This window comes from Neisseria perflava, assembly GCF_019334725.1.
GTDB lineage: Bacteria > Pseudomonadota > Gammaproteobacteria > Burkholderiales > Neisseriaceae > Neisseria > Neisseria subflava_A.
On sequence record NZ_CP079818.1, the window covers coordinates 679,026 to 697,639 of the forward strand.

At 48.8% G+C, this 18,614-nt stretch carries 16 protein-coding genes; 4 read left to right on the top strand and 12 right to left on the bottom strand.

Going from position 1 to position 18,614, the window contains the following annotated elements:
* Positions 1–256 precede the first annotated feature (256 nt).
* The gene (locus LPB400_RS03400; protein WP_107810546.1) at positions 257–2,470 is read right to left on the bottom strand and encodes a TonB-dependent siderophore receptor; all 2,214 of its coding nucleotides are present in this window, start codon (positions 2,468–2,470) and stop codon (positions 257–259) included.
* Positions 2,471–2,781: 311 nt separating this feature from the next.
* Between LPB400_RS03400 and serB the strand changes: the two genes are divergently transcribed.
* Complete coding sequence (serB, locus tag LPB400_RS03405; RefSeq protein ID WP_219089400.1) at positions 2,782–3,612, top strand: phosphoserine phosphatase SerB; 831 nt, start codon at positions 2,782–2,784, stop codon at positions 3,610–3,612.
* Between the two features lie 71 nt (positions 3,613–3,683).
* On the opposite strand, the gene lpxH is transcribed toward serB, so the two are convergent.
* The 6 genes from lpxH to rpsT form a co-directional block, all read right to left on the bottom strand.
* On the bottom strand, positions 3,684–4,394 hold the full coding sequence (lpxH, locus tag LPB400_RS03410; protein WP_219089677.1) for a UDP-2,3-diacylglucosamine diphosphatase: 711 nt from the start codon (positions 4,392–4,394) through the stop codon (positions 3,684–3,686).
* Between the two features lie 153 nt (positions 4,395–4,547).
* The gene (locus tag LPB400_RS03415) at positions 4,548–5,933 is read right to left on the bottom strand and encodes a PIG-L deacetylase family protein (RefSeq protein WP_219089401.1); all 1,386 of its coding nucleotides are present in this window, start codon (positions 5,931–5,933) and stop codon (positions 4,548–4,550) included.
* Positions 5,934–6,172: 239 nt separating this feature from the next.
* Positions 6,173–7,981, bottom strand: coding sequence for an aspartate--tRNA ligase (gene aspS / locus LPB400_RS03420; protein ID WP_070850753.1), 1,809 nt, complete (start codon positions 7,979–7,981; stop codon positions 6,173–6,175).
* Positions 7,982–8,046: 65 nt separating this feature from the next.
* The gene (locus LPB400_RS03425; protein WP_219089402.1) at positions 8,047–8,748 is read right to left on the bottom strand and encodes a DUF502 domain-containing protein; all 702 of its coding nucleotides are present in this window, start codon (positions 8,746–8,748) and stop codon (positions 8,047–8,049) included.
* A 151-nt stretch (positions 8,749–8,899) separates the two neighbouring features.
* Positions 8,900–10,042, bottom strand: a complete 1,143-nt coding sequence (locus tag LPB400_RS03430; RefSeq protein WP_188208701.1) for a phospholipase A — start codon at positions 10,040–10,042, stop codon at positions 8,900–8,902.
* 167 nt (positions 10,043–10,209) lie between these two features.
* Entirely contained in the window at positions 10,210–10,473 is a 264-nt protein-coding gene (gene rpsT / locus LPB400_RS03435; protein WP_002212556.1) for a 30S ribosomal protein S20, read from the bottom strand.
* Between the two features lie 308 nt (positions 10,474–10,781).
* Here rpsT and LPB400_RS03440 point away from each other — a divergent pair, with 308 nt between their 5' ends.
* Positions 10,782–11,924, top strand: a complete 1,143-nt coding sequence (locus LPB400_RS03440) for an extracellular solute-binding protein (protein ID WP_219089403.1) — start codon at positions 10,782–10,784, stop codon at positions 11,922–11,924.
* Between the two features lie 74 nt (positions 11,925–11,998).
* Here the strand turns inward: LPB400_RS03440 and LPB400_RS03445 are convergent, their stop codons facing one another.
* From LPB400_RS03445 to LPB400_RS03455, 3 genes are all read right to left on the bottom strand, one after another.
* Complete coding sequence (locus LPB400_RS03445; protein ID WP_107792108.1) at positions 11,999–12,592, bottom strand: hypothetical protein; 594 nt, start codon at positions 12,590–12,592, stop codon at positions 11,999–12,001.
* Positions 12,593–12,626: 34 nt separating this feature from the next.
* Positions 12,627–13,430, bottom strand: coding sequence for a hypothetical protein (locus tag LPB400_RS03450; RefSeq protein ID WP_107792107.1), 804 nt, complete (start codon positions 13,428–13,430; stop codon positions 12,627–12,629).
* A gap of 130 nt (positions 13,431–13,560) precedes the next feature.
* Entirely contained in the window at positions 13,561–13,992 is a 432-nt protein-coding gene (locus LPB400_RS03455; RefSeq protein ID WP_107792106.1) for an EamA family transporter, read from the bottom strand.
* Positions 13,993–14,170: 178 nt separating this feature from the next.
* Between LPB400_RS03455 and LPB400_RS03460 the strand changes: the two genes are divergently transcribed.
* Positions 14,171–15,847 (top strand): formate--tetrahydrofolate ligase, encoded by a 1,677-nt coding sequence (locus LPB400_RS03460; RefSeq protein ID WP_070829886.1) that lies wholly within the window; start codon positions 14,171–14,173, stop codon positions 15,845–15,847.
* A 65-nt stretch (positions 15,848–15,912) separates the two neighbouring features.
* On the opposite strand, the gene LPB400_RS03465 is transcribed toward LPB400_RS03460, so the two are convergent.
* Both LPB400_RS03465 and fba read right to left on the bottom strand, forming a co-directional pair.
* The gene (locus tag LPB400_RS03465) at positions 15,913–16,842 is read right to left on the bottom strand and encodes a glycosyltransferase family 2 protein (RefSeq protein WP_219089404.1); all 930 of its coding nucleotides are present in this window, start codon (positions 16,840–16,842) and stop codon (positions 15,913–15,915) included.
* 128 nt (positions 16,843–16,970) lie between these two features.
* On the bottom strand, positions 16,971–18,035 hold the full coding sequence (gene fba, locus LPB400_RS03470; RefSeq protein WP_070712156.1) for a class II fructose-bisphosphate aldolase: 1,065 nt from the start codon (positions 18,033–18,035) through the stop codon (positions 16,971–16,973).
* 150 nt (positions 18,036–18,185) lie between these two features.
* On the opposite strand from fba, the gene LPB400_RS03475 reads away from it, so the two are divergent.
* Positions 18,186–18,614: an acyl-CoA thioesterase gene (locus LPB400_RS03475; protein WP_219089405.1), complete on the top strand. Its 429-nt coding sequence runs from the start codon at positions 18,186–18,188 to the stop codon at positions 18,612–18,614.

Sequence of the window (18,614 nt, forward strand, 5' to 3'; positions counted from 1 at the left end):
AGGTTGCCATCGGAAAGGGAGCCGTTGGCAACGAATGGAGGTGGTAATGCAATGAAAGCTAGATATAATGGGTAGTACCAAACTAGCCATAAAGAACTATATCGAAACGGTGAGAAAAATCAACAGGAATTTTTTTCGGTTGAGAAAATTTTTTAGACTGTTTGCTTTATATCAAGATTGAAAAAAAGGTTTGATTGGAAAAGGCCGTCTGAAAACGGAAAGAATCGGTTTCAGACGGCATTTGAATCAAGCGGGATTAGAACTTGTAATCGACTTTGAACATGACGTTGCGCGGTTGGCCATAGTAGTTGTTCGCGCCTTTGCTGCTGACTTTGTTGTTCTCGTAGTAGTAACGGTTGAACAGGTTGGTCGAAATCAGTGCAAGTTTCAGGTTTTTCGATGCCTGATAATCAATGTTGGCATTGAATACCGCATGACCGCCGCGCTTCACGCCGTAGAGGCTGGCGGTTTTGCTTTGTGCGGTTACGCCGCCGCCGATGGTCCATTTTTTGCCGTCAAACGGCAGGTTGTAGCTGGTGTGGAGGCGCAGCATGTGTTTTGGCGTGTGCAGGCTGAAATTAGTGCCTGCGGGGACGGTGCCTTTGCTTTCCGCTTCAAGATATTTGGACCGGTTGAACGTATAACCTGCAAACAGTTTCCAATCTTCGCTCAGGTTGCCGGATATTTCGGCTTCGATGCCGCGGCTGCGGACTTTGCCGACGGGTTCCCAATACCATTTTTGGTCTGCCGTATCCCAAACCTGCACCGCGCGGTTTTTCTGTTCGATGTCAAACAGGGCAAGCGAGGTATTCAGCTTGCGGTCGAACCATTCCCCCTTCCAGCCGATTTCGTAGTTCGCGCCGGTAACAGGGTCAAGATAGGATTTGTCTTTGCGCTGATTGCTGTTCGGTTTGAAGATGGATGTGTAGCTGGCATACAGGCTTTGGTTCGGCGTCAAATCGTAGGTAACGGCGAAATAAGGATTGAAACGGACGGTTTTGCGGTCGGTAACCGAATCGGGATCGTTGTCTATGCTGCCGCCTGTGTAGAAATAGTCGGTTATGTATTTCGATTTGATGTGGTTCCAACGCGTCCCTGCCATGATGTGCAGTTTTTCTTTCAACATATTGAAACGGAAGCCCAAAAGCAGCGCGTGGGTGGTGCGTTTGGAATGGGTTTCCCAATACATCTGATAAGGAGTGGCGTACCAGTCGGCGGGTTCGGAGATTTCGTTGCCGGTAAAGGTCATCGGGTCAAAGGAAACGCCCGGGTTGTATTGACGGCGGCTGCCGTTGTTTTTGGTGTGCGTGTAAGTGTATTCGGTAAAGATTTCCTGCGGCACACCCGCAATTTCAAATTTGCCGTTCAAATTGTTTTTGAAAGTCAGTTGTTTTTCGTCATTGTCGTAACGGCTCAACCAGCCAGAGGCTAATGCGCCGCCGGGCGTGTAGCCTGCGTAGGATGTGGACGTATTGTAAATGCCGCTGTTTTTCTTGGTATTTTCGTTGTAGTTGTAATCCAGCTTGCCGGTATAACGCCAGTTGTCGTTGAAATAGTGTTCTACTTCGGCGAATGCGTTCGCCTTGTCGTAAACGCCTTTGTTCCAGTTGTAGCCCAGATAGGTATCGCGCGGCAGGTTCAATGCCACACCCCAGTCGTCGGGCTTGGTGTGTTTGCGCTGATAGAGGCCGCCCCAAGTGATTTTGGTGTTGTCGCCGACGGATGCGTCCATCACGCCGTAAAGCGTGGCATTGCCGCCTTTGACGCGGTCTTTGAAATTTTTGTCGTGTTCCAATGCGACGACGGCGCGGCCGCGCAAAGTGCCTTCATCGTTCAGACGACCTGAAAAGTCTCCCGTGGTGCGGACTTTACCGAAGCGGTCGATTTGGACTTCGCCCTGAATAATGCGTTCGCCAGTGGGGCGTTTGCGTACGGCGTTCACCGTACCGCCCGGCTCGCCGTTTGCCTGCGTCAGCCCGGTCGCACCGCGCACGACTTCGATATGGTCGTAAACGGCGATGTCGTTCATGCTTTGCGCGTCATACATCGGATTGTTGATGGCGCCGGGGACGGTAGATGAGATTCCGTCCTCTTCGATTTGGTCGATATAGAACCCGCGCGATTGGAAGCGCGGAATGCCGGCATCACGGATGACGTTTACGCCGGTGGTGGTTTTCAGGGAATCAACCAAGTTGGTAATCCCCTGCTCATTGATTTGTGTCTTGGTAATCACGCTCACCGACTGCGGCGTTTCTTTCGGAGACAAGGCAAGCCCGGTGGTGGTACGCATGGCTGAAGTTGTGTAGGAGTCGCGGTTTTCGGTGCGGGTAGAACGGTTTTTGCCGGTTACGTTGACAGTTTGCAGCTCGGCAGTTTGTTCGGGCCGGGGTGTTGCCGTGTTTCCTGCTAAGGCTGCATAGGGCAGAGTGGCAATAATGAGTGCTAATGTTTTAAGGGTTGGGGCGTTCATGAACGTCTTTCTATAATTGAAATAAAATAAGAATAATTATATTTTACGATAATTTTGTTGTTTTGTAATTTAATAACAAGATTTTGAGGGTTTTTTAGCGGATTTATGTTGTTTTTATGGTTTTTGAAGGTGTTTTTGAAATTAAACTAGTTAAGGGAATCAAGCGAGAGGCTGTCTGAAAATTTTCGGGGTTGTTCGGCTATAATGCTGTTTTGGATTTTTAAGGCCTTCGCAAAAATACGGTTTCGGGGTTTTAGGCTGAATGTGTACCCGATATGTTTGCAAAGGTTTTGGGGTATGAGGAGAATGAGATGAAGAAAGTTTTGGTGTTGCAGCATGGGGATTTGGGCGCGTGCGACTGGTCTGTGTTTGGCGGTTTTGTGTCTGCACCATCAGGGAAATCGGTGTTGCGTGTGCCGGTTTCGGATGATTTTGAATTGACGGACGGGATGCGTGCAGCATTGATTGCGCAGCAGATAGATGGCGCGGTGTTGCCGGATGTGGCTTTTGCTGATTTGGGACTGATTGTCAGCGATATGGATTCGACGCTGATTACGATTGAGTGCGTGGATGAGATTGCGGCCGGTGTCGGACTAAAGGATGAGGTGGCCAAGATTACGGAGCAGTCGATGCGTGGCGAGCTGGACTTTGAGCAGTCTTTGCGTAAGCGTGTGGCTTTGCTGGCCGGATTGGACGAGCGCGTGTTGGAAGAGGTGTACGAGAATGTGTTGCAGCTGTCGCCGGGCGCGGAATTTTTGTTGGAAGCGTGTAAACGGAATGATGTGAAGTTTATGCTGGTGTCGGGCGGATTTACGTTCTTTACGGAACGTCTGCAACGGCGTTTGGGCTTGGATTTCCATTTTGCGAATGTGTTGGAAGTGGAAAACGGCAAGCTGACAGGCCGTCTGAAAGGGCGGATTATCGATGCACAGGCTAAGACGGATTTGTTGCGTGAATACCGTGAGCGTCTGGGTTTGGCTCCGTGGCAGGTGGTGGCGATGGGTGATGGTGCGAACGATATTCCGATGATAAGGGAGGCGGGATTCGGCATTGCTTATCGGGCGAAACTGAAAACTGAAGCGAATGCGGATGCGTGTGTGCGCTTTGGTGGTTTGGAGCGGATACGCGGTTGGTTTGCGTAAACTGGTTGAGGATATTTGTCAGTCAGGCCGTCTGAACAATCGGGAAACCGGTTTTCAGACGGCCTGATGTTTTATAAGGCGATAAAACGGTAGCCTTCGGCATCGACTTCGAGAATGGAGGCGTAATTGTCGCGCCAGTCGCCAAGTACGATGCGGGTGTAATCGGCGTTGCGATGGATGTTTTCGCGGTGGGTATGGCCGTGGATGAGCAGGGGCGTGTGGAAGCGTTGGACGGTTTCGTGGGTAAAGGCCGGATTGACGTCCATGATGTCGGCGGTTTTGTGTTGCTTGTCCTGTTTGCTCTGCTTGCGGATTTTGGTGGCGATGTTCAGTCGGAGTGTGAGCGGCAGGAGCAGGAACAGGCGTTGCAGCCATTTTTGATGGACGGTACGGCGGAATTTTTGATAAGAATGGTCGTCGGTGCAGAGAGTGTCTCCGTGACAGAGCAGGGTGGGAGTGCCGAACAGGTCGATAACGGCGTACTCGGGCAGTAAGGTCATGCCGGTAGCGCGGGCGAAGGTTTTGCCGATGAGGAAGTCGCGGTTGCCATGAATAAAATAGCAGGCAATGCCGCGCTCGGTCAGGCCGCGGATGGTTTGCTTGATGGTTTGCACCAAAGGGCTGTTTTCGTCATCGCCGATCCAAAAATCGAAAAGGTCGCCGAGGATGTACACGGCTTGGGCATGGACGGCTTTTTCTTGGATAAATTTTTGGAAGAGAGCGGTCAGTTGTGGATGGGATTCGCTCAGGTGCAAATCGGCGATGAAGTAAATCGGCATGATGATGTGGGGCGTATGGGAAGGGTTTTATTATAACTTGGGTTGCCGCATTTGGATTTGTGCTTGGTGTTTTTCGTTTGTAATGCAGTGATTTTATTGTTTTGATTTGGTGTGATAAAGGCCGTCTGAAACATCTTTTCAGACGGCCTTTGTGGTTTATTGGGCTTTGCCCTGATAGGTGATTTGTTTCAGTGTCTCTTCTTGGTACAAGTCGCTGATGGGGACGGTATAGAAGAATTCGTTGCTGCGGACAAAGCGGTTGACCAAGTCTTTGTCAAGGTGGAGGACGTGGTGTCTCAGTTTGTTTAAGCCTTTGAATATCATGGTGTTCCAACGCATATAGCCGTCTGAATTGGGACGGATGTCGTTCATGGCATCAAGGGCGAGGAGTTTGCGGTTTTGCTCTTCTTTATCCAAAGGATGGGAATAAATGCTTTGGAAGTAAAACGGTTGCTCGGAGGGCGGCGGCAGGCTGAGGGAAGACCCTACTTTGCCGATAGGGAAGTCGTCGCTCAGATAATGTATGGTGTGCAAAAACAGATTGCCGCGGCGGTAATCGATTTTACGCAGGGCTTCGATGGCGGCCAGCGCAGTATGTTGGTGGTCGGGATGCGTATCAATATTTGGGGACGGCGTCACGATAATATCCGGCTGGAACGTTTCTATCAGATAGCCAAGGTTGTCTACCAAGCTGTTCCAAGTAGAGCCGGGTTTGAGATGTTTCGCCAATGGGGAGGTATTGGCACTGCGGAAAATATCGACATCGGTCGTATCGATTTTGGTCGATTTAATCTCTTTTTCCGGATTTTGGCGCATGGCGGTCAATGTGCTGTCGAAGTAGCCCAGCTGCAGGATGTTTTCAGACGGCACGCCGGCCAAAAGGGGAACGGCTAGGCTGTTCCAAACGCGCATCCGGCCTTTTTGCAGATATTGTGCCTGGGTGTCGAAGTCGCATGTGCTGTAAAGATTGCCATAGTGGAAGCTGCCGCCTTCGCTGGCGGTTAAAGTGCAGATCATTGAATTGGCGGCGTGTTTTTCGTACAAACCGTATGCGCCGAGTTCAGCATCGTCAGCATGAGGCGCGAGGACAAGGATTTTTTTGCCGTCGAGGTTTTCACGCGGATAAACAGAGAGTTCGATTTCTTGATCTGGCAAGGACAGGTATTTGCCTTCCAAGCGGATGGTTTTGTCGTTGTCGGAAAAGGTGTCGCTCAGATTGATATAGCGCACGCCTTTTGCGCCGTATTCGAAATATTGCTTCCATTTGCCTTTAGATGAAATGGTTTCAACAAAAGGCAATATCAGTAATCCTGCCCAAGTGGATTTGATACGGATTTTGGCAATAACGGTATCTTGTCCGCTGATAGTAGCAGGCAAAGTCAGGCTGCCACCCTTGAGGGTGGCATGCGCGGTAGAGGGAAGGGAGGGATAGTTATAATCTTGGTGTGTGTCGTAGGCGAACTGTTTTTTATGAATAATAGAAGTAATAATAAACAAAGTAACAAAAAAAATCAGTATCAGCCCAATTAGTATCAGAAACATTGTCAGGTTCCTTTATTGTTATAACAGCTATGATATTGCGTGCGAAGTCTATTTGTTTGTTTTTCTTACAAACGGTTGTTTTTTGTACTCTAACGTCATTAAAGAAAACGTTTAAAATAAAACAGTTTATAAGTTGATTATATATAAACGACTAAAATACAGAAAGGCCGTCTGAAAAATTTGAAAGAAATTTCAAATTTTTCAGACGGCCTTGATATTTTAAAGGTTAAGCCGATAAATTATGCTTCTTTTGTTTCAACTGCTTTCTGACGCAGACGCAGGCTCAATTCACGCAGCTGTTTGTCATCGACCACATTAGGTGCATTGGTCAGCAGACATTGTGCACGTTGTGTTTTCGGGAAGGCAATCACGTCGCGGATGGACTCGGCACCGGTCATCAGCGTTACCAGACGGTCGAGGCCGAATGCAAGGCCGCCGTGAGGAGGCGCACCGAATTTCAAGTTATCCAAGAGGAAGCCGAATTTCTCTTGTTGCTCTTCAGGGCTGATTTTCAGCGCGGCAAACACTTTCTCTTGTACGTCTGCGCGGTGGATACGGATAGAGCCGCCGCCGATTTCCCAGCCGTTCAATACCATGTCGTAGGCACGGGCCAGGCAGTTTGCAGGGTCGGAAACCATCAGGTCTTCATGACCTTCTTTGGGCGCGGTAAACGGATGGTGTACGGCAACGTAGCGGTCGGCTTCTTCGTCGTATTCGAACATTGGGAAGTCGACAACCCACAAAGGTTTCCATTCGTCTACGAAGTAGCCGTTGTCTTTGCCGTGTTCCAAGCCGACTTTGATACGCAGCGCACCGATGGCTTCGTTCACGACTTTGGCTTTGTCTGCGCCGAAGAAGATGATGTCGCCGTTTTGCGCGCCGGTACGCGCGATGATTTCTTTCAGGGCGTTTTCAGACAGGAATTTGACGATTGGAGATTGCAGGCCGCTGTCTTCGCCGTTGGAGAGGTTGCTCACATCGTTCACTTTGATGTAGGCCAGACCTTTCGCGCCGTAGATGCCGACAAATTTGGTGTATTCGTCGATTTCTTTGCGGCTGAATTTCGCGCCGTTCGGCACGCGCAGGGCAACCACGCGGCCGCCTTTCATGTCGGCTGCGCCACGGAAGACTTTGAATTCTTCCGTTTTCATCAGGTCGGTCAACTCGGTAAATTTCAAGTTGATGCGCATATCCGGTTTGTCAGAGCCGTAGTAGAACATGGCTTCAGAGTAAGGCATGCGTGGGAAATCGCCCAAATCCACGCCCAATGCGTCTTTGAAGACTTGTTTAGCCATGCCTTCGGTGATGTCCATGATTTCATCCTCGTTCAAGAACGAGGTTTCCAAGTCGATTTGAGTAAATTCAGGTTGACGGTCGGCACGCAAATCTTCGTCGCGGAAACATTTGGTGATTTGGTAGTAACGGTCGAAACCGGCCACCATCAGCAATTGTTTGAACAATTGTGGAGATTGCGGCAGCGCGAAGAATTCGCCCGGATGAACGCGGCTTGGTACAAGGTAGTCGCGCGCGCCTTCCGGAGTGGAGCGGGTCAGCATCGGTGTTTCAATGTCGATGAAGCCTTGTGCGTCCAAGTAGCGGCGAACGCCCATAGCGACTTGGTAACGCAGGCGCAGGTTGCGTTGCATGGTAGGACGGCGTAAGTCGATAACGCGGTTGGTCAGGCGAACGTTTTCGCTGATGTTTTCATCGTCGATTTGGAACGGAGGCGTAGCGGCAGCGTTCAAGACTTCGATTTCTTTGGCAAGGATTTCGATTTTGCCGGAAATCATTTTGTCGTTGGTTGTACCTTCAGGACGATTGCGTACGCGGCCGGTAATGCTCAAAACGTATTCGTTGCGGGAAGAGTCGGCAGCGGCAAATGCTTCCGGAGTGTCAGGGTCGATAACGACTTGAACGATGCCTTCACGGTCGCGCAGGTCAATAAAAATCACACCGCCGTGGTCGCGTCGGCGGTGTACCCAGCCTTTGACGGTAACGGTTTGGTCTAAGTATTGCTCGCTGATAAGGCCGCAATAGTTGGTACGCATAAAATCACCTTTTTATATTGTTCAATTTGAAAAAGAAGGAAAGGCCGTCTGAAAAAAAGAAGACCTTAATTGTTGTGTTCGGTATCACCGTCTTTAGACGGTTTTTGGGCAGGTAGGGCTTTAACCGGCAAGTCGTCCGGCATGACCATGCCCAGCGAAATTACATATTTCAATGCCTGATCCACACTCATGTCCAGCTCGCGAACGTCGCTTTTTTTTACCATGATGTAATAGCCGCCGGTTGGGTTGGGCGTGGTTGGGACGTAAACAGAAATATAGTCGTCATCTTGCGGCAGGCTGCCTTTGAGTTTGGCGGGAATATGGCCGGAAACAAAGGCTATCGTCCAAATGCCCGGTTGTGGAAAGGGAACCAGTACGGGGGTTTTGAACGAGCGGCTGCTGTCGGAGAGCAGGGATTCGGAAACTTTTTTAACGCTGGAGTAGATGGATTTGACGACGGGAATGCGTCCTAAAAGGCTGTCCCATGCGCCGAGAATCCGTCTGCCTAAAACGTTGGCGGCAAATACGCCGGTAACGAACAAGACGATGGTGGCGGCAACAATGCCCAAACCGGGTATGTTGAATCCCCAGAAATGCTGGGGCTGCCAGCTTTCCGGCAATAGGCTGATCAGTCTGTCGGCGGCGGATATGATGTAGGTCATCGCCCAGATGGTTACGGCAATCGGCAACCAAACCAGTACGCCTGTAATCAGGTATTTCTTTAAAGCCTTGGCGATTTTTCCGCTTTCGGCTGCTGCTTCTGTCATCTTTGTTTCATTCCGGCAAGTTTTGCCCAAACTTTGCATTATACGCGTTTGGGCGCTAGGAAACGAGTATTTTAAACGAATGGCTTGTTTTGTTTTATTGTTTCAGACGGCCACCTTGATTGCACAGGCCGTCTGAACAATATGGGGGGAATTAGATTCCGTCCCAGTCGTTGAACATCAGGCCGAAGCCGATGCCGTTTTGTTTGTGGTTGTAATCAATCAGGCTTTCGCCGTAGCCGTGGAAACCGCGGACAACGCCTTTGAGTTTGCCTTTAATTGGGAAGGTATAAGCAGCTTCAACGGCACCGCGTCCGCTTTTGGGGTTGTAACGCAGGACGGAATAAACATTTTGTTTGTCATTGAAGCGGTATTGGACTTTCAAGTCGCCGTAGCCCATGTATTTGTTGATGTCCGGATTGTCGTCGTCATCTCCTTTTTGGTCAAAGGCGCGCATCCAAACTCTAGGAATAACGGTCAGCTTGCCCCATTCCATGCCGGCCATGGCGTAAACGCGGTTCCATGAGCGCGATTCCGGGCGGCTTTGACCGTTGGATTGGTGAACAAAACCTGCGCCAACCATACGCAGTTTGCCACCGAAAGGCAGGTCTGCTTTAACGGGTTGGGTAATGAAGATTTCGGGCTCGTAGTCGGTATTGCGGAACGGAGCGGATTTGCGGCCTTGGTTGAAGATTTGCCAGTCGGATTTTTGAGTATAACCAAACCATACGTCGGCACGGGTTTTGAATAAATCCTCGGCAATCTTGCTTTTGAAGGAAACCTGCATTTTGGTTTCGAGGCGTTTCTGCTCGCTGAATTTTTCCTGCGTGGTTACGCCGCGACTGGGGGATTCCGGGTGGTAGTTGGGGCTGCTGTTGTACCAAACGGGCATGAGGTACATAGGATTATGCTCGCGTACGCTCAACAGGCCGCGTGTGTCGTTTTTATCCAAATCGTACATCAGGCTTAAAGGCGTGTAGCTGTCGGCAGTTTCGCTTAATACGTCGTCTGAAATATTCGGATGGGTAGGGTTGTCGAATACGATGGCCGCTTCTTTTTTCTCAATGCTCTTGCGGACGCTTTGTTCGAGGTCAACCGGTGTTTTGGCAGTTTCGGTTTGCGCTTGCGGCAGTGGGGATTGAGGGGGGAGTTGCGCCGAGTAGATGTTGTCGTAACACGCCAAACGGGTGGCGTTGTCTTGAATGGTGGTGCAGTGTAGGGCGGCGGTTTCAGCGGCAGCCAGTGGGGCGGCGGCAATGAATCCGATACTTAGGGAATGTTTCAACATCTTGTTCATGAGAGTTTCCGTTGTTTTTCAGACGGCCTGATGAAGGGTAAATGGTTTTATTTGGTCGGTTTGGGCTGTGAATACGGCAATGCCCCTGAAAGGCAAGACCTCAGGGGCATCGTATCAGCTCGATTATCCTGCTTGGGTTGTCAGGATTTCCGGCATCTGCGTCAGTATTAAGCCAAAGCTTTTACTTTAGCAGACAGACGGCTTTTATGACGGGCTGCTTTGTTTTTGTGGAATACGCCTTTGTCAGCGATGCGGTCGATGACTTTAACGGATTCTTGGTAAACTGCTTGAGCAGCAGCTTTGTCGCCGGCTTCAACTGCTTTCAACACTTTTTTTACAGCGGTACGGAATGCAGTACGCAGGCTGGCGTTGTGGGCGCGTTGTTTAACCGACTGGCGGGCACGTTTGCGGGCTTGTGCGCTGTTTGCCATATTGAATATCTCCTGAAAAATAAATTCTGTAAACGCGCAATTTTAAAGACAGATTTCCTTGTATGCAAGCTTTTTCTCTATAAACGCGCGCAAATCAGCCGTATTTTGCCCAAAAACGACAGCCGGTGCAACGCTTTTGGTAAAAAGATGGTGTTGCTTTGCCTTATTTCAATAAAAATCAGATGGATATTGCTTTGCGTTTGCTTACGTTTCCATTACAATAGCCTAACTCTGCGCCGGGGTGTTTATGGGGTGCAGGGTTTCTTATTTATTGACATTAACCACTCTTTCATCAGGAATCTGCCCGTATGAAAAAATCTGTATTAGCCGTATTGGCCGCATTGTCTTTGGCCGCGTGCGGCGGTGGCGAGAAAAAAGCCGAGCAACCTCAAGCAGGCAGCGCGCCTGCTGCCAATGCCGAGGCAGCCGCTACCGATACTTTGAATATCTACAACTGGTCAAACTACGTTGACGAAAGTACAGTCGAAGACTTCAAAAAAGCCAACAATTTGAAGCTGACTTACGATTTGTATGAAAACAATGAAACGCTGGAAGCCAAAATGCTGACCGGCAAATCCGGCTATGACTTGGTTGTGCCCGGTATTGCCTTCCTGCCGCGCCAAATTGAGGCAGGTGCATACCAGAAAATCAATAAGGATCTGATTCCGAACTATAAAAACATCGACCCTGAATTGCTGAAGATGTTGGAAACCGCCGACCCTGGCAATCAATACGCCGTTCCATACTTCTCAGGTGTGAATACGATTGCGATTACCGCGAAAGGCAAGGAACTTTTGGGCGGTCAACTGCCTGAAAACGGCTGGGACTTGCTGTTCAAACCCGAATACACCAACAAGCTGAAATCTTGCGGCATCGCTTTGTGGGATACCCCGAGTGAAATGTTCCCAATCTTGTTGAACTACTTGGGTAAAGATCCTAAAGGCTCGAATCCTGAAGATTTGAAAGCGGCGGCGGAAGTTTTGAAAACCATCCGTCCTGACGTGAAACGTTTCAGCCCTTCCATCATTGACGAATTGGCGCGCGGCGACATCTGCTTGGCGGCAGGTAACGGCGGCGACTTGAACTTGGCCAAAGCGCGTTCCGAAGAAGTGAAAAACAACGTCGGCATTGAAGTGTTGACGCCGAAAGGCATGGGCTTCTGGATTGAATCTTGGCTGATTCCGGCCGATGCGAAAAACATCGTTAATGCCCACAAATACATCAACTACACGCTGGATCCCGAAGTGGCTGCGAAAAACGGTATCGCCGTAACCTTCGCACCGGCCAGCAAACCTGCACGCGAAAAAATGCCTGCCGAGCTGGTGAACACACGTTCTATTTTCCCGAACGAGCAAGACATGAAAGACGGTTTCGTCATGCCTCAAATGAGCGCGGATGCGAAAAAACTGTCCGTCAACTTGTGGCAAAAAATCAAAGTCGGTTCAAATTAATTGTGAGCTGATTGTTTGAAGCAAAGCAAAGGCCGTCTGAAATTTTTCAGACAGCCTTTTTTGTTGTTGGCGGGTTATTTATTCCAGTCTTTTACAAAAATCAAGACACTAGGGAAAGTATAATTACTGGAAAGACCTTGTACTTCACCTTCAGAATAAGCTAGTGTGGCAACAACTTTTCCATTTTTGGTGCAACTATAGGCATCGCTAAGTTCGTAATACATTCCTGATGATGGGGTATTTTTACTTACCATTACCTGGTTTATATAATTTTCTTGGTAGGTGTTAGGTGTGCCAATTTCACCCGAATGATGTGTACACCATGCCTGAAAGGTGTCTTTTGCTTTTTGAATGATATGTCGGTCATTTCCATAACTATCTGTTGCGGCATAGTTCTCTAGCCGCTCTCCATTTTTTACTCCCAGGGTTTCTCTGCTTGTGGATAGGTATGATAAAGCTTTCGAGATTTGCTGTGCGGTTTGGTTTACAGCACCAATCGGCAGCCATTTATTGCTAAATTCGCCAAATGGTAAATGCAGATTATCGTGAAGTTCACTGTGTTCAAGCGTTAAAGGTTGGTTTGTTTTAAATAATCCAGGATCCGTAGCCGAGCAAGCACTAAGCATAATGCTAAAAATAGATAGGGAAACAAATTTAATGGTTCTCATTATGTGCCTCTAAAAGAATTATAGAAGAATAGGGTTAGTAGAGATTTTTCTTGCAATCAGCAATTGCGTTTTTGAAAGGTAGGGTTAGTTTGTCTATTTCATTTTGTATTTGTCTTGATGGATGTATCTCAGTTCGTTTAAACCAGTAATTTTTACCACTAGAGCGATTTTGTATCTCAACTAAATCCTTACCTTTTGTATTGATGATTAAGTTGATACCGTTGATAGTATCACCAATCTTAAGGTTTTTCCTCCATGAGGATATTAACCGCTCTTGAAGTTTTTCAATTTTTAGCTGGGGTTCTCTGATGCACTCTTCCCTTGCTTGATAAATACGCTGCTGTTCTTTTTCTTCTTGTAACTTTAGATTCTTTCTGGCTTCTAGCAAATTATTTCCTTGTTCGGTCATATGGATTTCTTGAGTGTTAAAAGAAATAGTTATAGAGGTATTATCTATGCCTGAGCAAGAAACATTTACGAAAGAGTTATATCCTGTAAAAGTTAAAGATGGGAAAACCACTGCTTCAGAGTTTGGGTAGGTTTCTATATTTGGGAGGTCAGATGACCAAACTCCGTGGTTTTGCTCACACCAATTTCGTAAATGGTAGTGGAGAAGTCGATAACTCTTGTTGTCCCTGTCAAAAAACGCATTTATTTTGTAAGTATATGTATCTACTCTAATGTTGTTTAGATATGTAGATTTTTTAAATTGAATATCAAGTTTATCAAATAGTTCTTGAATATTGAGTCCGTTATGTTTGGCATTGCTTCTATCAGGTAGTGCAGCATGGGTGAAATAAGGAATACACATCAAGACTAATAGTATAATTTTTTTCATATTAATTCTCTCCGAGATGCTGGAAAGTTAGGAACCTGCTTAGTTTTTGTTAGGCTAATGTTGCCGTTGTATCGGATCATCTGTATGCGTTTGGGTAGTTGTTTTCGTTTTCTTATTAAATACCAATATATTACCGCTTCAATGCCAGCGTCAACACACCCGCGGTTACCAAGCCTAGGCCTATCCATTCCTGCGTGCTTGGGCGTTCGTCTAAGAAAACGACGGCCATCAGGGCGACCAAGACCAGGCTGAATTTGTCGACGGGGGCGACTTGCGAGGCGTTACCCAGTTGCAGGGCTTTAAAATAGGCGAGCCAAGATGCGCCGGTAGCAAGGCCGGATAGGATGAGGAATGTCCAGTTGCGGCCGGTAAAGCCGTTCACACCCTGCCATTTGCCGGTGTAGGTTAAAAACAATAACAAAGCGGCAAGGATGACTAAGGTGCGGATGAAGGTGGCGAAATCTGAATCTATACCCTGTAAACCCATTTTGGCGAAGATAGCGGTCAATGAGGCGAAGCCTGCCGATGCCAATGCCCAAAACAGCCATGCGTTGCTGCTCATGTTTTATTCCTTTGTTTTAAATTGTTGACAATATGAATCCGCTTGTTAATGAAATATCGAAATTTTCACTGCGGTTTGTCTTTGGAAAACGCTATAATAGAACGAATATTCTTTTTCTTCCAGCCGTCTTTATTGTATTGTTTCAGATGGCCTTTCCCTCTCTCAATAAAGGAAAATCATGAGCTTCAAAACCGATGCTGAAATTGCCCAGTCTTCCACCATGCGCCCGATTGGTGAAATTGCCGCCAAGCTGGGTTTGAACGTTGACAACATCGAGCCCTATGGTCATTACAAAGCCAAAATCAATCCTGCCGAGGCATTCAAGCTGCCGCAAAAACAAGGCCGTCTGATTTTGGTTACCGCCATTAATCCTACTCCTGCGGGTGAGGGTAAAACCACTGTAACCATCGGTTTGGCAGATGCATTGCGCCATATCGGCAAAGATTCGGTGATCGCCCTGCGCGAGCCTTCTTTGGGTCCGGTGTTTGGTGTTAAAGGCGGTGCTGCAGGTGGCGGCTATGCCCAAGTTTTGCCGATGGAAGACATCAACCTGCACTTCACCGGCGACTTCCACGCCATTGGTGCGGCGAATAACTTGCTCGCTGCCATGCTTGATAACCATATCTACCAAGGCAACGAGTTGAACATCGATCCGAAACGTGTGCTGTGGCGTCGCGTGGTCGATATGAACGACCGCCAGTTGCGTAACATCATCGACGGCATGGGTAAACCTGTTGACGGCGTGATGCGTCCTGACGGTTTTGACATTACCGTTGCTTCCGAAGTGATGGCGGTATTCTGCCTTGCCAAAGACATCAGCGATTTGAAAGAGCGTTTGGGCAACATCCTTGTCGCCTATGCCAAAGACGGTAGTCCTGTTTACGCCAAAGATTTGAAAGCGAATGGCGCGATGGCGGCATTGCTCAAAGATGCGATTAAGCCTAACTTAGTGCAAACCATCGAAGGCACTCCGGCCTTTGTACATGGCGGCCCGTTCGCCAACATCGCCCACGGCTGTAACTCTGTAACGGCCACCCGTTTGGCGAAACACCTTGCCGATTATGCGGTAACCGAAGCAGGCTTCGGTGCGGATTTGGGCGCGGAAAAATTCTGCGACATCAAATGCCGCCTTGCTGATTTGAAACCTGATGCGGCTGTTGTCGTGGCCACTGTCCGCGCTTTGAAATACAACGGCGGCGTGGAGCGTGCCAACCTCGGCGAAGAAAACCTCGAAGCGTTGGCAAAAGGTCTGCCTAATCTGCTGAAACACATTTCCAACCTGAAAAACGTATTCGGCCTGCCTGTGGTGGTTGCCATCAACCGCTTCGTATCCGACTCAGATGCCGAGTTGGCCATGATTGAAAAAGCCTGTGCGGAACACGGCGTTGAAGTTTCCCTGACTGAAGTATGGGGCAAAGGCGGCGCGGGTGGTGCAGACTTGGCGCACAAAGTCGTCAACGCCATCGAAAACCAACCGAATAACTTCAAGTTTGCCTACGATGTTGAGTTGAGCATTAAAGACAAAATCCGTGCGATTGCTCAAAAAGTGTACGGCGCGGAAGATGTTGATTTCAGCGCGGAAGCGTCTGCCGAAATCGCTTCACTGGAAAAACTGGGCTTGGACAAAATGCCGGTCTGCATGGCGAAAACCCAATATTCTTTGAGCGACAACGCCAAACTCTTGGGCTGCCCTGAAGGCTTCCGCATTACCGTGCGCGGCATTACCGTTTCTTCCGGTGCGGGCTTCATCGTTGCATTGTGCGGCAATATGATGAAAATGCCGGGTCTGCCGAAAGTTCCGGCTGCCGAGAAAATCGATGTGGACGCAGAAGGCGTGATTCACGGCTTGTTCTGATTTAGATTGATATTGAAATAGATAAAGGCCGTCTGAAACCGAGGTTTCAGACGGCCTTTTATAATTTAAGTGAATTTCAACCGGCTTTTTAAGAAATTGAAGAACTTGTCTATCATACCGAACAACGTATTACGGTCTTCGCCAAACAATGAAATGCTGCGGTCTTTGCTGATTCTGTCATAAGCGGCAAAAATGGTTTTCAGCTCTTCTGTGGTTAAACGCAGTTGCTTTTCATGCAAGATTCGGCTTAAGAGGGTTACTTCTACTGGGTTCAAATCAGGGAAAAGGTGACTGAACCACAGTTCCATGGTGTATTGGACGGATCTGTTGATTTTGTCTCTTTTTTTGCTTTCTTGAGCTGTGTGCATCCTGTAAGACAACAAAGATTCGGGCAGGTTGGCAAAGGTTTTGCCATGTAGGGCGCATTGTACCCACATATGGAAATCGGGAGCGGTTTCTGTCGCGGTGTAGTTTATCCCAAGGTTTTTAATGCTATCGTGCCGCCACATGGTGGTGGGGTTGAACATGTTTTGGGCGGCAAAGGAGAGAAAGGCTTTAATGTCTTTGTCGAGCAGGGGGAGGTCGCTTAAAACGGGTTCTCTTCCGGTTTGGTCATCAAAAAAGATGGTGGCTTGGCTGCCGACAATATCGATTTCGGGATGGCTGTCTAAGAATTGAATTTGTTTTTCAAAACGATCCAAGGCGCAAATATCGTCCGCGTCCATTCGTGCCACATATTCGACTTCTACGTCTTTGAGCATATCCATGGCAAATTGGCAGGCAAACGGCTCACCCCTGTTTTCCGGAAGGTGGAAAACCTGCAAACGTGAATCTTTAGCTGCGTAAGCTTCGAGGATTTCTCCGGTTTTGTCTGTTGAAGCGTCATTGATAGCGATGACGAAAAAGTCGCGGAATGTTTGATTCAATACCGAATCCAAGCATTCGGGCAAATAAGCTTCGGCGCAATAGGCCGGCAAAATAACGGCGAGTTTCATGTTTGCTTTCGATGTGTTTTGATGTGTGGTCGGTGGAAGATTTTACTATAAATTTCCCAAAAGCTAAGGCCGTCTGAAACCTTATTTTCAAGTTTCCAGACGGCCTTAGTGTGAATCCGAGATACGGATTATTTAACGATTTGGTTCAATTCGCCTTTGGCGTATTTGGTTGCCATTTTTTCCAAAGAAATCGGTTTGATTTTGTCGGCTTGGCCTTCGCAACCGAATGCGAGGTAGCGGTCAAGACAGATTTGTTTCATGGCTTCGACGGTTTTGCTCAAGTATTTGCGCGGGTCGAATTCGGATGGGTTTTCTGCCATGAAGCGGCGGATGGCACCGGTAGAGGCAAGGCGCAAGTCGGTATCGATGTTGACTTTGCGCACGCCGTGTTTGATGCCTTCGACGATTTCTTCAACCGGTACGCCGTAGGTTTCACCGATTTTGCCGCCGTATTCGTTGATGACTTTCAGCCATTCTTGCGGAACGGAGCTGGAGCCGTGCATCACGATGTGGGTGTTGGGCAGGGCTTGGTGGATTTCTTTGATGCGGTCGATACGCAATACGTCGCCTGTGGGCGGACGGGTGAATTTGTACGCGCCGTGGCTGGTGCCGACGGCAATAGCCAATGCGTCAACGCCGGTATCTTTAACGAAACGTACGGCATCTTCGACGCTGGTCAGCATTTGGTCGTGGGAAAGTTTGCCCACTGCGCCGACGCCGTCTTCCTCGCCGGCTTCGCCGGTTTCGAGGTTGCCCAATACGCCGATTTCGCCTTCAACGGACACGCCGCAAGCGTGGGAGAAGTTGACCACGGTACGGGTGGCGTTGACGTTGTATTCGTAAGAAGAAGGGGTTTTGCCGTCTTCCATCAGCGAGCCGTCCATCATCACGGAGGAGAAGCCCAGTTGGATGGAGCGTTGGCACACATCAGGAGATGCGCCGTGGTCTTGGTGCATTACGACAGGGATGTGTGGGAATTCTTCGACTGCGGCCAAAATCAGATGGCGCAGGAATGGGGCACCTGCGTATTTGCGTGCGCCTGCGGATGCTTGAACGATAACGGGGGCGTTGACTTGGTCGGCCGCCTCCATGATGGCGCGCATCTGTTCGAGGTTGTTAACGTTGAATGCGGGCAGACCGTAGCTGTTTTCGGCAGCATGGTCCAATAATTGGCGCATGGATACGAGTGCCATAAGGAGCTCCTGAGGTAGTAAAGGGTAAATTTATCCAATAAATTATAATGTTTTTTGAAATGAAAGACTACAAGCTATTACATTGTTTTTATATATTAACGAACAGGGTCTCGGTTTATAATGGCGTAGTATTGAAAACGGGTGTGCAAAATGGATAGGATTTCGGTGGCCGAATGTGATAAGCCTTTGTTTCAGACGGCCTTGACGGTGCAGGTGGGCGATGTGAACTATGGCGGCCATCTGGCGAACGATGCGGTGTTGCGTTTGTGCCATGAAGTGCGGATGCGTTGGCTGGCAACGCTGGGTTGGAGCGAAATGGATGCCGGAGGGGCAGGCCTGATTATGGCGGATGCGGCGGTGCAGTATTTGGCGCAAGGTCATCATGGCGATGAGCTGTCGGTAGAAATGGGGGTGGCGGGCGTGGCCGGAGTGGGCTTTTCTTTGCTGTACCGTATCCGCAGGATTTCAGACGGCCTTGTGCTGGCGAAAGTGCAGACAGGCATAGTGTGTTTCGATTATGGCAAGCAACGTGTCTGCCGTTTGCCTTCGGCCTTGAAAGCAGCATTGGAGGCCGTCTGA

Bases quoted from the DNA above. Each gene is read 5' to 3' on its own strand.
- LPB400_RS03400 (WP_107810546.1), bottom strand. From the start codon at position 2,470: ATGAACGCCCCAACCCTTAAAACATTAGCACTCATTATTGCCACTCTG.
- serB (WP_219089400.1), top strand. From the start codon at position 2,782: ATGAAGAAAGTTTTGGTGTTGCAGCATGGGGATTTGGGCGCGTGCGAC.
- LPB400_RS03415 (WP_219089401.1), bottom strand. From the start codon at position 5,933: ATGTTTCTGATACTAATTGGGCTGATACTGATTTTTTTTGTTACTTTG.
- aspS (WP_070850753.1), bottom strand. From the start codon at position 7,981: ATGCGTACCAACTATTGCGGCCTTATCAGCGAGCAATACTTAGACCAA.
- LPB400_RS03425 (WP_219089402.1), bottom strand. From the start codon at position 8,748: ATGACAGAAGCAGCAGCCGAAAGCGGAAAAATCGCCAAGGCTTTAAAG.
- LPB400_RS03430 (WP_188208701.1), bottom strand. From the start codon at position 10,042: ATGAACAAGATGTTGAAACATTCCCTAAGTATCGGATTCATTGCCGCC.
- rpsT (WP_002212556.1), bottom strand. From the start codon at position 10,473: ATGGCAAACAGCGCACAAGCCCGCAAACGTGCCCGCCAGTCGGTTAAA.
- LPB400_RS03440 (WP_219089403.1), top strand. From the start codon at position 10,782: ATGAAAAAATCTGTATTAGCCGTATTGGCCGCATTGTCTTTGGCCGCG.
- LPB400_RS03445 (WP_107792108.1), bottom strand. From the start codon at position 12,592: ATGAGAACCATTAAATTTGTTTCCCTATCTATTTTTAGCATTATGCTT.
- LPB400_RS03450 (WP_107792107.1), bottom strand. From the start codon at position 13,430: ATGAAAAAAATTATACTATTAGTCTTGATGTGTATTCCTTATTTCACC.
- LPB400_RS03455 (WP_107792106.1), bottom strand. From the start codon at position 13,992: ATGAGCAGCAACGCATGGCTGTTTTGGGCATTGGCATCGGCAGGCTTC.
- LPB400_RS03460 (WP_070829886.1), top strand. From the start codon at position 14,171: ATGAGCTTCAAAACCGATGCTGAAATTGCCCAGTCTTCCACCATGCGC.
- LPB400_RS03465 (WP_219089404.1), bottom strand. From the start codon at position 16,842: ATGAAACTCGCCGTTATTTTGCCGGCCTATTGCGCCGAAGCTTATTTG.
- fba (WP_070712156.1), bottom strand. From the start codon at position 18,035: ATGGCACTCGTATCCATGCGCCAATTATTGGACCATGCTGCCGAAAAC.
- LPB400_RS03475 (WP_219089405.1), top strand. From the start codon at position 18,186: ATGGATAGGATTTCGGTGGCCGAATGTGATAAGCCTTTGTTTCAGACG.